We start from the raw sequence: 13,503 nt of genomic DNA, 5'->3' as shown, positions 1-13,503 counted from the left end.
TCCTAGGTTGGGGTGGCGGTCCCACAAAGGGGAAGAGAAGAAGAAAAACACAACACCCCAACCCAAACACCCACCTCCCCCCCCTCATCTGGGCCCCCCCCCCCCCCCCGCGGTTCGGTCCCGCAGGCCATCGCGGCGCCGGCTCAGGAGAGTTCCAGGGCCTGTCCGATCGGGAGACAGTTCAGCTGGCTCAACCCGCCCGGCCGCCGTACTACTCGAACACGAATCGGAACGTCTGGCCCTTGTGTCCGTAACCCGGGCTGCCGAAGTCGGCCGTCACGTTGCGGTGGTCGCCCTTGCCGTCGTAGACGAAGACGACCGCCTCCTTGCTTTCGTCGGTGTACATGGTGTTCCAGATCTGGAACTTGGCCTGGCCATCGCTGAAGTTCTTGAGCTTGGCCCAGTCGCCCTGGTTGATGGTGCAGTTGTTGAACACGACTGGGCCGAGGAACTTCACGCCGCCAGTGACGCCGGACGTCGTCATCTTCTGCACGTTGTTGTCCCTGTACCAGACGTCGAGGTCCCCGTTGGCCGTCAGGAGTCCGCCGACGGTGAGGGCGTCGGCGATGGTGACGCTGTTTCCGGTGAGGACCTCGGTGTCGCTGTTGATGCTGAGCTTCACGCTGGAGGGGCCTCGCAGGTCCCGGATCCGGACGATGGCGTCGGCGCCGATGGCGTTGAGGTTGCCGTCGACGGTGAGGTCGCTGGTGACATGGGCGCCGTACAGGGTCACGGGCTTGGTGCGGTCGCCGCCGTACACGGTCCCCGCGGCGTGGATCTCACCGCCGACCTCCAGCGTCTGCGCGCAGTGCAGGCCCTGGACGTTGCTCTGCCCGGACACCTGGACGTCCCCGTTCACCGTCAGGGTGCCGAGTGTGAGGTCGGGCTTGTCCACGGTGACGTTGGTGTGCAGGTAGTGGGTGACGGTGTGGCCGTCGGTGGTGAGGCTGGCCCGCAGGTGGAAGGTGGCGTCGCGGGTGAGTGTCGGGGAGGTCCAGGTGCGGGTGTTGGTGACGTCGTAGGACTTGTTCTCGTGGAGCATGGTGTAGGCGGCGCCGTGGGAGGCGGTCCAGGTCAGGGTGACGGTGTTGCCGTTGGTCACGGTGGTGTGGCCGTCGTCGAGGAACGCGGGTGTCAGGTCGCTGAACTGGAAGCCCGGGAAGCACTTGCCGAGTTGGAACTCGGCCGTTCCCTTGGAGGTGTCGCCCTCGTCGTCCTGGGTCCTCTCCAGGATGTCGAGGGTGGTGACGCCGATCTCGCCGTTGACGGCGATGTTGGTGAGCTCGAACAGCACGGCCTTGTCGGTGACTTCGACGTAGCCCTGGTCGCCGGTGGGCACGGCGAGGAAGGTGCCGTCGTCCTCGCGGGCGAAGGTCCAGTCGGCGCCCGGGGTCACCGTGGCGTGGATCTGGTCCAGGTGTTCCGTGAGGGCGCCGGCGCCGGTGCCTGCGATGAGGGTGAACTTGACGGAGACGACGCGGACCGGGTCGGGGCCGGGGTTGGCGGCGGTGACGGAGATCGTGGCCGGGGTGAACGTGGTGTCCGTCGGGGTGATCTCCAGGGGCGAAGGTGCGGTGGTGACGAGGTAGTTCAGGGCGGTGGAGGCGCTGGCTCCGGCGCGGACGAACACTGCTGCTCCTGGGTCGGTAATCCGTGGCTCTGTGGTTCGTGGATCGGTGGTGCGTGGGTCGGTGGTCACTGCTCGTCGGCGACCGCGCCGCGCAGGCGCAGTCGGCCGGTGCGGGCGCTGAGGGGGGCGGTCGGGGTCGGGATGTGGCCGGGGGTGCCGGCGGGTGCCAGCGGGCTGTCCTGCCAGCCGGTGGTGGTGGGTTCGGCCCAGCTCCAGTCGCCGTGGCGGGCCGGGGGGCGGGGCAGGACCCAGCCGGTGGCGGGGCTGCCGTCGGCGCCGGTGACGCCTTGCGGGGTGGTCATGACCGGGCCGAGGCGGAAGGAGACCTCCATCCGGGAGAGCGCGGGGCTGACGAACTCGGCGGGCACGGTGAAGACGGAGACCGGCAGGATGTCGCTGACCGCGTGGACGGCGCCCCGGGGGTCGGCGAGCAGGGTGAGGTACTGCGGGGTGCCGGCGGTGGTGAGCGGGAACCCGGTGCCGATGCCGGCCAGGTAGGACGGGGCGTCCGACGGCAGGTGGACGGTGTGCAGGGTGGTGTAGTCGTCGCCGCTGGTGTAGCCGATCAGGCCGTCGGCGAGGTTCTCCAGCGCGCCGAGCCGCACGCCCCACCGGTAGTCCAGGGAGGCCGGCCGGGGCGCGGTGCTGCTCGGGTCCAGGACGTACTGCCACTGTTCCCAGCTGGGGTCCATGACCGGCGGTCCGTCGAGTTCGAGGGCCAGCCGGGTGCGCAGCAGGGCCAGGGGCCGACCGGCGAGCACGGTCATGGTGGTGTCGTCCCAGCCGCCGAGCGGGTTGACGGTGTAGAGGGTCTCGTCGACGGCCTTCAGGGTGGCGGCCAGGGCCGACGGGCCGGCGTCGCGCAGGCCGGTCAGGAAGGAGGCCAGGTGCGGGAGTTCGGGGGCGAGGCTGTCCAGGGTGGGGTAGCTGGAGCCCGGTGCCGGGTCCCAGACGACCTGCTGCCGGCCGCCGTCGGTGTAGACCGTCCGGCACTGGCCGAGCGCGCCGCCGTCGGGGTCGAAGGCGGCGAGGGCGGCGTCGAGGTGGTTGGGCAGCAGCCAGCCGCAGACCGGGTTGACGCCCGCGTGCAGGTCGAGCACCTGGCTGTCGTCGGTGGCGCTGACGGCGTCGAAGCGGAGCCGGGCTCCTTGCAGGAGGCGGGGGCGCAGTTCGGCGTAGCGGTAGGGGAACTCCGGCAGGATCGTCGCGCCGTCGTCCGGGCGCACGCTGTCGGCCAGTACCAGGTGCTTCTTGTCGGTGTCGGTGGAGCTGCCGCTGCCCTGCGGGTTGATCGGGTCGGTGACCTGGCCGAACTGGTCGACGACCGCGATCCGGTTGAAGTAGAACTGGCCGGCGCGCAGGTGCGGGAAGTCCGAGGCGGGCCACTTGCCGCTGCGGGAGGGCAGGGCGCCGGGGACGGGGGTGCTCTGGTACTGGGAGCCGATCAGGGTGGCCAGGCCCTTGGCGTCGTCGGGGTGGGCGGCGAGGGCCGGGTCGCGCAGGGTGATGCGCGGGGTGAGTCCGTCGAGGGCCTGGCTGAGCAGGTCCCAGCCGGCCACCTGGTCGGCGAGTTGCTGGAGTTCGTCCTGGGGCGCGTCGGGGTGGGTGGCGCGGTACTGCTTGATCTGGGCGGCGAGGTTGAAGGTGGCGTGCGGGGTGAGGTAGATCCGCCCCGTGTAGGACTGGTAGGCCGGTGGGTCGGCCGGGCCGGTCTTCGTCCAGTGGTAGCGGGTGCCGTCGAACTGCCAGCAGTCGCCGTCGGCGGTGTCGTGCGGGATGGGGTAGTAGGACAGCTCGTAGAGCAGGTAGAGCGGCTTCCAGGGCTGGCGCCAGCTGCTGGTGCCGAAGGCGGGGAGGGTGCCGGTGACCCGCTGGTCGGGGTGGGCCACGGCGTCGGCGAGGGTGCCGGCGGCCCGGGCCTGGTCGAGCAGCCAGAACTCGCCGAGCAGGGTGGCGAGGGTGGCGGCCTCGGGCAGGTGGGTCAGGGGCGGCCCGGGCACGGTGGCCGGGGCGGGGGCCAGGCCGCTGCCCAGGTCGATACCGGTCAGCAGGTGGTCCGGCGTGCGGCAGGGCAGTGCGGCGGTGAGGTCGGCCGGGGCCGGGGTCTTGATCCCGTTCAGCAGCACCACCGGGTCCTGCGCGTGGTGGAACTCGCCCAGCGGGGAGCGTTTGAGCGTGCAGGTCGGGTCGGCGCCGTGCGCGGTCAGGTAGGCCTGGGCGGCGGTGGCGAGGTCCTCGTCGGTGGCGCCCCAGGGGATCGGCTGCGGGTGCCCGGAGCCGGGGTTGCGGCGGGCGGCGATGTCGGCCGCCAGTGCCGTGACCCGGGCGGCGAGGCTGTCCTGCTCGGTGGGCTTCAGGGTGGCGGGCAGCGTGTCGGTGTAGGCGTCGGGGACGTCGTCGAGGCGGTTGAGCCACCAGGCGCCGTACAACTTCCACTGGGCGTCGGTCAGTTGGCGCACCTGGGCGTCGTGGGCGGCCTGGTCGGTGTTGAGCCGGGCGCAGAGTTCGGCGCCGGCGGTGCCGTCCACCAGGTCCCAGGTGTAGCCGCCGTGGGTGGAGCCGAACCAGGCGCGGTGGATGGACTGGTCGACGGATTCGGTGCCCGCGTCGTCCAGGCCGTCGAGCAGGCCGTGCGCCAGCGCCTCCAGCCGGGCGGCGTCGTCGGCGTCGGTGCCCTTGGCCACCAGCAGGGCGGTGAGCGCGTCGACGGAGCTGCTGCCCACGGCGACGTCCACGTCCACGCCCTGGGGGCGGTCCGAGGCGGGCACGCTGCCGGTCTTGTCCCAGCTCAGGCCCAGCACCTGGCCGGTGTAGAGGGTGCGGTCGGTGGGCGGGGTGTCGGCGGTGGGGTCGGCGGCCAGGGCCCAGCCGAGGGCGGCCAGGCTGGTCGCCTCGTGCAGCGGGTCGGCGCCGGGTGCGGAGTACCAGCCGGTGACGAGGTAGCCGAGGGTGTCCTGGTCCGCGACGCCCGCGAGGTCGTCGTGCAGGGAGAGCACGTTCTCGTTGAAGGGCTGGAAGGCGGAGAAGGTGAGCAGGCCCGGCCCGGCGGCGGTGACGTACGGGTCCTGGGTGCCGCTCTCGCCCGGCCAGTCGGCGGCGGCGGTGCGCCGTCCGATGTGGACGCTCCTGGCGGTGCCGGGGCGCAGGTAGGGGGTGGTGCCGGTGGCGGTGTCGCCGTCGGCGGGCAGCCAGTCGCTCTCGATCACCCAGGAGTGGGCGGTGCGGTCGGTGGCCGGGCCGCTGTAGCGGACGACCAGCCATCGGTTGGGTACCAGCGGGAAGGTGGTGTCGCCGGTGTCCGGGTCGTGTGCGCCGTTGCGCAGGGCCTGGGGCAGCTGCCACTGGAGGTAGACGCCGCCTGCGGTGGTGTCGGTGTTCCAGTGCGCGGCCTGGTTGTTGTCGAAGGGCTCGCCCTCGGGCGGGAGGTTCTGCGCCAGCAGGTTGAAGTTGGCCTGCCAGCGGATGAACGGCACGCTGGAGCGGACTTCGTCGTTGACCGCCAGGGCGTCGACCTGGACCGGGACGATCAGCGGTCCCTTGTCGTCGTTCGGCATGGTGCTCGCTTTCGTCAGGATCGCTGGAGGGTCATCGCTGGAAGGTCATCTGCTGGGCCGCCTTGACCATCTGGATCGCCCAGCCGGCCGCGCTGAGGCCGCCCTCCTGGGCGTGGTCGCCGAGGGCGGCGGTGATGGCGTCGCCGATCCGGGTGACGTCCAGCACCCGGGTGTCCGGGTTGAGGTAGCCGCTGACCTGCGGCAGCTCGACGCCCGGCAGCGTGGTGCCGATGCCGTCGCCCTTGAGGTTGCGCAGGTGCAGGACGTCGCCGTCCTGGATGCCGAAGTGCAGGCCCTGGGGCGGTTCCGCCACCACGAGCCGGTCCACGATGCCGTCGGCCAGCACCAGCAGCACGTCCTCGCCCAGCGTGTCGGCGCGCAGCACCGTCAGTTCGTCCTCGCCGGCGTACAGGTGCATGCGCAGGGCGGGCCAGCCGGGCACCAGGCAGGAGCGGACCAGGAAGCCCGAGAGGCGGGCGGGCAGGTCGGTGAGGACGTCGTGCAGCAGCGTGCTGAGGTCGCTGTCCAGGCTGCCGGCGATGCCGATGCTCAGCGCGCCGTCGACGAGCGCCGTCTGCCAGGCCCGGTCGACGTAGCAGAAGCGCAGGCTCTCGTTGGGCAACAGCTCCTGGCGGGGCACGAGCTGTTCCAGGGGCACCGGGTGGAGCAGGGCCAGGCGGTCCAACCAGTCCAGCACCGGGTTCGCGGCGTCGGCGGTCGCCGCCCGCAGTGCCTCGCGTGCCTCGGGCCGGGCCAGTTGGCCGCGCAGCCACGGTGCGGCGGCCTGGAGGGGCGGGGCCGGTCGCGCCTGGGCCAGCCGCGGGCCGGCGGCGGCCTGGTCCAGCGGGCTCGCCAGCGCGGTGGTGAGGGTGTGGGCGAGGCCGCCCAGGGTGCTCGCCTCGAACGCCTGCCGGGCCGGGCGGGTGCCGATCGCCGCGGGTGCGCCCGCGTGGTCGGTCGCGGCCCGGGTGCCGGCGAGGCTGCCGCTGCCGGCCCGGCCGCGGGCGGCGAGCATCCGGCCCGCGCCGGCCCGGGCCACCGTGCGCCAGGCCATCAGCGCGGGCGGGAACTGCGGGTCCGCGAGCGCGAGGGAGCGGCCCAGGGTCCACGCGGCGGCGTAGCTGACGTCGAAGAGGCCGTGCTCCTCCAGGTACACCAGCCGGGCGTCCGCGTTCGCGCTGTGCTCCACGGTCTGCGGGAGCGGCTGGGTGGGCAGCGGGGTGAGCGGGCCCCGGTACCAGGCGTAGCTCTGCTCGCCCGAGTCGAGCTGGTGGGCCAGCGGGGTGTAGCCCTGGGTGAGCCGGTCGCCGGCCTCGCCGGTGGCGCCGTTCGGCGGCAGCCGCAGCCCCAGCGCGGCGGCGTCCTGGCTGCCGGGTGCGGCCAGGTTCTCGACGAGGGTGCCGAAGTGCGCCCCGGAGTCCGGCAGGGAGCGGAACGACCAGGACCGCAGCGAGACCAGGCGCAGCGGCGCGTTCGCCACCGTGCTGCCGTCGAGGTAGGCGGCGAAGCCCTCCAGGGAGACCAGGTGGGCCGTGTACTGGCCGCCGGTGGTGGTGGGGAAGCGGTTGCCCACGACCACCGCGTGCAGGCCCTCGTAGGACGGGTCGTCGCGCAGGGTGTGCCACCAGCGGGGCGGGGTGGCGCGGTGGACGCCGCGCAGTGAGCGGGCCCGGGTGCGGTCGCTGCGTGAGCGCGCCCCGCTGGGCTCGTCCTCGCCGCGCCGCAGGTGGACGAGCCGGCCCAGCTCCCCGGTCCGCGGGGCGATCGCGGCGAACAGCTGCGGGGGGACGTCGATCGTCCGGCACTCGGTGGCCTGGTCCGGCTGTTCGACGTCGGTCAGCGCGGGGGCGATGGCCTGGGCGGCGGGGGTGTTCAGCAGGTCGGCGACGGTCGTCGTCTCGGTGCGGCCGGTGGCGGACGGGTCGCCCGGCAACTCGCCCTCGGCGAAGAGGAGCACCGCCAGCCAGGGCACGGTCGGCTGCCCGGGGGTGGGCGGCGCCCCCGTGAGGGTGCGCTCCCAGGGCAGTGGCGGGGTGTCCAGGGTGATGTGCGGCAGCAGCTGGTCGAAGGTGCCGGTGGCGCCGTCGGTGGGGTACACCCCGTGCACCGCGCCGTCGGGCAGCGCGAACCGCGCGGCCTGCACCTCAAGGGTGCGCACCACCGGGGTGGCGAAGTAGTCGCCGGTGTCCAGGCCGTCGATGGCGTGCCCGGTGGTGATCTGGTAGGTCCCCGCCTCCAGGGCCGGTACGAGGCTGTCGTGGAACTCCAGGCCGCCGGCGGTTCCGGAATCTTGACTGAGCATCAGGTGGTCACTTTCCGGTCGGGACGAGAAGCGGCTCGGCGGCCAGGTCGCCGCGGGCGAGGTCGGCGTAGCCGCTCAGCGGGCCGGCGGGGTCGAGCAGGTACCCGAGCCCGCCGAGCTGGGCGCGCAGGGCCTCGCGCTTCGTGGCGGTCGAGGGGGCGGCGATGCCGCTGTCGGCGGCGGTGATGGCGGCCACGGTCTGCGTGCTCGTCTGTGCCACGGGGCCGACGGCGGCCGCTCCCGCGTCCAGGGGCAGGGCGCCCTGGGGCAGCAGCGGGTCGAGGTCCAGGACGCCGGGGGCGACCGTCAGCTGTCCGCCGAAGGCCGGTGCCGGGACGGTGACCGTCAGGCCGGTCAGCCGGCCGGGCAGCAGCCCGGTGCCGTTCAGCGAGCTCTCGCCCGGGCCCCACAGCGACTGCGGCACGTTGGAGCGCACCGGCTCGGCGCTCCAGGTGGAGTGGTCGACCTGCTGGCCGTCCTTGGTGATCGTGACGCTGTGGGTGGACGTCAGGTCGCCCTGCTGCATCGGGCGGATGTGCAGCGGGTCCTCGTCCGGTGTCACGGCGGCGCCGCCGAAGAGCACCTTGCTGGCCGGCACCGCCGAGGAGGTGACGAAGCTGAACCCGTGGGTGGAGGCGTACCAGGGGCCGGCGTCCGTTGCGTCGTCGCCCACCCGGGCGAGGGACGAGGGCGCGGTGGGCTTCCAGGACAGCCCGGCGACCGGATTGGCCTGCACAGCCTGCTGTTTGGGCGGCAGCTGGGACTGGAAGTCGGTCCAGGGGACGGGCGGCAGGTGGTCCGGGCGGCTCTTGCCGAAGCCGATGTGGAAGCTGATGAACCACAGGTGGACGGTGGCGTTGCCGCCGATGGGCGGGCCCCACAGCTCCACGTCCACCCCGAGTTCCAGGCTGATCGTGATGTGGACGAACCAGACGTGGAGGGAGAACCGCACCCCGATGCTGACGCCCATGGCGACGTCGAAGAAGAACGGCGACCACTGGATCAGCGCGTCCAGGTGCGCGGTGAACCAGGCCCGCAGCGGACCGGTGTCGAAGACCAGCGCCAGCGCACCGCCCAGCATCGCCGCGTGCGGGGTGACGGCCGCGTACGCCTGAGCGGTCAGGGTGAGGGTGTTGCTGATCGACCACTTGATCCCCAGCCGGGGTACGGCGGGGTAGTGGCCGGGCTTGACGAACGCCGGGTGGTAGCCGCCGACGGAGACCACGAAGTCCCCGGCGTGCGGGCTCGGAGGCACCCAGACGCAGAGCGCGAGGCCGCCGGTGGGCTTGCAGTTCTTGTCCAGGATGTAGGACTTGTCGGTCAGTTGGGCCGTCAGGGAGAGCAGGCCCTCGCTCTGCCGGTACAGCGCCTCGGCCGCGATCTGGATCCGTGCCACCTTCGGATCCTTGCCCGCCTTCTGCTCGGCCGCCGTCAGCTTGGGGAAGTCGAACTCCCCGAGCCCCAGCAGCGCGATCACCAGGGACTCGCCGAACTCGACCAGCGCCATGGAGCGGAAGTCGGCCAGCTCGAACATCGTCCAGTGCAGGCCCGCCGCGACCCAGATCTCGCCGTCCTTGGGCGCGACCCAGGGCTTGAGCCCGCCGGTCAGCGTGTCCAGCACCTTCATCGGGGTCGAGTCGGCGCCGCCGGTCAGGTTGAGCAGGGGGAAGGTGTCCACCTCGGTCAGCGCCGGGACGCGGACCTCGCTGTGGTAGCCGAAGCCCAGGGAGACGTCCTTGACCCGGAAGGGCGGCGGGCCGAAGCCGGCCTCCGGGTTGGTGCCGGTGCCGAGTTGGCCGAAGAGGAAGAGCGAGAGCGTGCCGTCCGCCTTGCGGGCGTAGGAGCCTGCGATCCCGACGCTGATCACGGGCGCCGTCAGCATGCCGTCGCCGTCGTACCGCACCGGCCAGTCCGGAGTCGGGTTCGTGCGCAGCGCGCCGCCCAGCGCGATCGGGTCCGCCTTCGCGCTGATGCCCAGGCCCTTGAGCACGGGGGTTGCCTTGCCGGGGTCGGCCAGCGGAATGCTGACCCCGAAGCCGCTCGCCTCGAACGTCAGCGCGCGGGCGTTGATGCTGAAGTCCGCGGAGACCTGGATCGCGCCCTTGGCGTAGCCGAGGTTGAGCTTGCCCAGCCGGAACGGGCCGCTGGACTCCGCCTTCGCCGGCTGGTCGGCCTTGCCGCTGGGCCCCTTGTCCTGCGGCAGGGCGGCCCAGGTGCGCGAGGCCTCGCCGAGCCGGACCTTCACGGCCTCCCGGGGCGTGCCGCCGAGGTCGTAGGCCAGGGACGCCGTGACCCCGCTGTCCAGCGGGCCGGCCGGGAGCTCGGGCGCGTTTCCCACGGGGAAGTCGGCCTTGACCGCCTTGAGTGCCTTGTTGAGGTCCGCCACCTCGGTGTCGTCCAGCCCCTCCGTGATGAACAGCAGGGCCACGTGCTGCATCACCAGGTCGTCGGCCGGCGGCACCAGCGCCTTGATGATCGGCAGCCCGGACAGCGACAGCTTGACGGCCGCCTGCACCACGCCGAGGTAGCGCCTGCCCGCGTCGCCGCGGTCCTGGATCAGCAGCGCCCAGGCCACGCTGGAGGCCGGGGCTCCGCCGCTCAGGGCGGCGCTCCCGGACAGCACCAGGGTCTTCGTGTCCTGGACGTAGCGGAGCCAGACGTCGGTGAGGTGGAAGCCCAGGTCCGCGGGCAGGGCGCAGCCGAAGGACTGCGTGACGTCCGGCAGCTCGCCGCCGCCGGCGCCGTCCGGCACCAACGGGCCGGCGCCGTCGACCGGCAGGCGGTAGGCGGCGCCGTTGAGCGTGCAGCCCAGGACGGCGCCGACGTCGCCGCCGCGCAGGACGAACCTGGGCTGGGTGAAGCCGAACTTGGACAGGTAGGTGAAGTCCTCGGTCGCTGCCGCCGTGGTGAAGGTCCACAGGCTCAGGGTGAACACGATGTCGAAGCCGACGAGTTGCTTGCCGTCGGCGTCGGCCGTGAAGGCCACCGTGACCGGCAGGCCGGCCGCTGCCCCCAGCGCGGCGGTGCCGTGGACCGTCAGGGCGTCGCTGTCGGCGGTCGCCTTGCCGACCTTCAGCGAATCGCCGAGGTGGCGCGAGACCAGATCGGCCGCCCCGAGTTCCTCGCCGGTGATCTCGAACGTTTTGCCCTGGCTGCTTGCCAGCCGCTGCCGTAGTTCGTCGATGCTCAGTGTCATCAGCCGGTCGGCCTCCCGCCCTGGTTGTGTTCCATCCGGTCCCGGCCCCCCGGCCTGCCCGACCGGTCGGGCGTCCCCGTCATCGGCCCATTCCGGTTCGGGACATGACAATTGAGCCCCCCTGGATCAACCAGGGCGACAACGGCCGTGCGCACCAGGGGCCTTGACTCGCCAGGTCCGGAGTGCACGTCCGACACGAGACTGTCGCAGCGTATCCGAGGCGTGCGCGGATAGTGACGGAACGATCCGATCTTGGCCGATATGCATCGCCTACGGCCGAGTTCGACAGGTGCCGTAGACCGCGCAGAGAGAGCCGAACCGTCGGCATCTTCCCGTCTCATGGCGATAGCGATAGACCGGAGCCATCCCACGTCTGCAAGGAAGGCGACACCGATGACCCTGATCGAGAGCCCCGTCGTGACCATCGAGTCCGGCAGCGTCCGAGGCACCGTCGAGGACGGCGTCGCCGCCTTCCGCGGCATCCCCTACGCTGCCTCGCCCGTGGGCGAGCGGCGCTTCGCCGCCCCCGTGCCGCACCCCGCCTGGCCGGGCGTCCGGAACGCCGACCGCCCGGGCCCGTCCGTCCCGCAGGGCCCCTCCCGGCTCGAAGCGGTCATGGGGCCGCGCACCCCCGACTGGGACGAGGACGGCTGCCTCACGCTGAACGTGTGGACCCCTCGTCCACCTGCGGACGGGTCCGCCCCGGACGCCCTGCCCGTCCTGGTGTGGTTCCACGGCGGCGGGTTCACCAGCGGGTCCGGCGGCTGGGACTGGTACGACGGCCGGCACCTGGCCGCCGCCGGCCGGGCCGTCGTCGTCACCGCCAACTACCGACTCGGCCCGCTCGGCTACCTCTACCTGCCGGACCTCGGCATCGAGAACCTCGGCGCCCAGGACCAGGCCGCCGTCCTCGCCTGGGTGCGGCGCAACATCGCGGCCTTCGGCGGCGACCCCGGCAGCCTCACCGTCGGCGGCCAGTCCGCCGGGGCGTTCTCCGCCCTCTACCTCGCCGTCTCCCCGACCACCGGCCCGCTCGTCAACCAGGTCATCACCCAGAGCGGTCCCTTCGGGCTCGCCCCGCAGGACCCCGAGGAGGCGAGCGACCACGCCCGGCGCTTCCTCGGCATCCTCGGCCTCCTCGGCCCGGACGGCACCCGGGACCGGGGTGCCGCGCTGCGCGCCGTCCCGGCCGACCGGCTCCTGGCCGCCTACCAGCAGCTCTCCCGCGACGCCGCCCGCCCGGGCAGCGTCGCCCCGCCCATGTACCCCGTCCTCGGCGCCCCCGGGATCCCCGCGACGTGGCAGCAGGCGCTGGTCGACGGACGCCTCGACGGCAAAGGCCTGCTGACCGGCACCACCAGGAACGAGATGACCTCCTTCTTCGCCTTCGACCCCCGCATCCGGGAGATCACCGCCGACCGGGCCCGCTCGATCGCGGCCGGCCAGGCCGACCGCGGCGACGAACGGTACGACCGCATCGCGGCCCGGCAGCCGAACGCGACCCCGGCCGACATCCTCACCGAGTTCGAGACCGGGCTCGTCTTCCGTGACGACACCCTCGCCATCGCCGACCGCCACGCCGCGGCCGGAAACCCGACCTACGTCTACCGGTTCGACCGCGCCCCGGTACCCGACCCCGCAGGCCTGGGCGCCGCGCACTGCGTCGAACTCCCCTTCTTCTTCGACACCTTCGACGCCTACCCCGACAGCCCCATGCTCGGCGAGGCCACCGCCGCCGTCCGCTCGCTCGGCGACACCTTCTCCCGCGCGATCGCCGCCTTCGTCGCCACCGGCCGCCCCGCCGCGGACCAGTGGCACCCCTACGAACCCGCCGATCCGGCGACTGTCCGGTGCTTCGGCTGACACCGGCCGCGCCCGTCCCGAGGGCGGGGAACAGCCGCAGGCCGCAGGCCCTACCGCCCGGGCCCGGTCCAGGGTCTCCCTGTCCCGGCCGACCCCCGGCCGGACGGGCAGGTCAGGCCAGGAAGTGGTCGTGCCGGCCGTAGAGTTCGGCCCATTCCGCGTCGCTCATCGGGCGTTTTCGGGCCGCGATCTCCGCGATCTCCTCGAAGAACGATTCACGTGGCACGCCGGGCACGAAGAGCATCAGCATCGAGGTCGGCTCGTTGGACTCGTTGCGGAAGCCGTGCACGGCGCCCTCCGGCACGTGCAGGAAGTCACCCGCCTCGGCGTCGATCCACCGTTCGCCGTCGTACAGGCGCATGATCCCGGACAGGACGAAGAACGACTCGGACATGGTCCGGTGGAAGTGTGGAGCGGGGCCTGTCGGCCGGGGCCCCATGTCCAGTCGGTACAGGCCGAACGTCTTGTTGGCGGAGGGCGTGTCGACCAGGTAGTGGACTCTTGTGCCCCCCGCGCCGATCAACACGTCCGGCGCGGCGGCGCCGAACCGGAGATTTGCCGCATTCTCGCCCGATTCGCCCCAGTAGTGAGCCATTGGGTAGGACATGGCGGATTTCCCTTTCGAGACATTCGCGTGATTGGTCGGTGATCCGGTCCGTCGCCCCGGCGACGCATACGACGTGTGCCCGGCCGGCTGCCGACGGTGCCGGACAGGGCGGCGGCGTTCGGCCCGAGGGCGCCGAGCACGTCCGAAGCGCCCTGCGGGGCGGGGCCTGGCGGCTCCACCGGCTCTTCGCGCCCCGAGATCACCCAGGCGTCCGCAGGCCCCGGCGGCCCGATGAGGGCCATGGGTCCACGGTGCGCCGAGGCGGCCGTCGGCGCACCCGCAGCGGCCTGGCGGGGGACTGCCACAGCCAAGCGGGACCCCAGCCCGCTGCCAAGGGGCCACCTGATGATC

At 72.7% G+C, this 13,503-nt stretch carries 6 protein-coding genes; 1 reads left to right on the top strand and 5 read right to left on the bottom strand.

The window, feature by feature from the left end:
• Positions 1 to 211: 211 nt before the first annotated feature.
• The 4 genes from ACFVX9_RS37970 to ACFVX9_RS37955 form a co-directional block, all read right to left on the bottom strand.
• Positions 212 to 1,630, bottom strand: a complete 1,419-nt coding sequence (locus ACFVX9_RS37970) for a hypothetical protein (protein WP_387986625.1) — start codon at positions 1,628 to 1,630, stop codon at positions 212 to 214.
• 65 nt (positions 1,631 to 1,695) lie between these two features.
• Positions 1,696 to 5,184 (bottom strand): hypothetical protein, encoded by a 3,489-nt coding sequence (locus tag ACFVX9_RS37965; protein WP_387986623.1) that lies wholly within the window; start codon positions 5,182 to 5,184, stop codon positions 1,696 to 1,698.
• Between the two features lie 31 nt (positions 5,185 to 5,215).
• On the bottom strand, positions 5,216 to 7,486 hold the full coding sequence (locus tag ACFVX9_RS37960; RefSeq protein WP_387986621.1) for a hypothetical protein: 2,271 nt from the start codon (positions 7,484 to 7,486) through the stop codon (positions 5,216 to 5,218).
• Between the two features lie 7 nt (positions 7,487 to 7,493).
• A complete protein-coding gene (locus ACFVX9_RS37955) occupies positions 7,494 to 10,682 on the bottom strand; it encodes a DUF6603 domain-containing protein (RefSeq protein WP_387986618.1) in 3,189 nt (1,062 codons plus the stop codon).
• Positions 10,683 to 11,075: 393 nt separating this feature from the next.
• On the opposite strand from ACFVX9_RS37955, the gene ACFVX9_RS37950 reads away from it, so the two are divergent.
• Positions 11,076 to 12,545 (top strand): carboxylesterase/lipase family protein, encoded by a 1,470-nt coding sequence (locus ACFVX9_RS37950; protein WP_387986615.1) that lies wholly within the window; start codon positions 11,076 to 11,078, stop codon positions 12,543 to 12,545.
• Between the two features lie 112 nt (positions 12,546 to 12,657).
• Here the strand turns inward: ACFVX9_RS37950 and ACFVX9_RS37945 are convergent, their stop codons facing one another.
• A complete protein-coding gene (locus tag ACFVX9_RS37945; protein ID WP_380487509.1) occupies positions 12,658 to 13,152 on the bottom strand; it encodes a cupin domain-containing protein in 495 nt (164 codons plus the stop codon).
• Positions 13,153 to 13,503 lie beyond the last annotated feature (351 nt).

Origin of the sequence: Kitasatospora sp. NPDC058243 (genome assembly GCF_042882025.1) — a bacterium.
In the GTDB taxonomy this organism is placed as follows: Bacteria; Actinomycetota; Actinomycetes; order Streptomycetales; family Streptomycetaceae; genus Kitasatospora.
Note: the sequence above shows the minus strand (reverse complement) of the source record. Positions and strands in the feature narration are given on the sequence as shown.

Excerpts from the sequence above, each read along its gene's own strand:
- ACFVX9_RS37965 (WP_387986623.1), bottom strand. The coding sequence starts at position 5,184 with ATGCCGAACGACGACAAGGGACCGCTGATCGTCCCGGTCCAGGTCGAC.
- ACFVX9_RS37955 (WP_387986618.1), bottom strand. The coding sequence starts at position 10,682 with ATGACACTGAGCATCGACGAACTACGGCAGCGGCTGGCAAGCAGCCAG.
- ACFVX9_RS37960 (WP_387986621.1), bottom strand. The coding sequence starts at position 7,486 with ATGCTCAGTCAAGATTCCGGAACCGCCGGCGGCCTGGAGTTCCACGAC.
- ACFVX9_RS37950 (WP_387986615.1), top strand. The coding sequence starts at position 11,076 with ATGACCCTGATCGAGAGCCCCGTCGTGACCATCGAGTCCGGCAGCGTC.
- ACFVX9_RS37945 (WP_380487509.1), bottom strand. The coding sequence starts at position 13,152 with ATGTCCTACCCAATGGCTCACTACTGGGGCGAATCGGGCGAGAATGCG.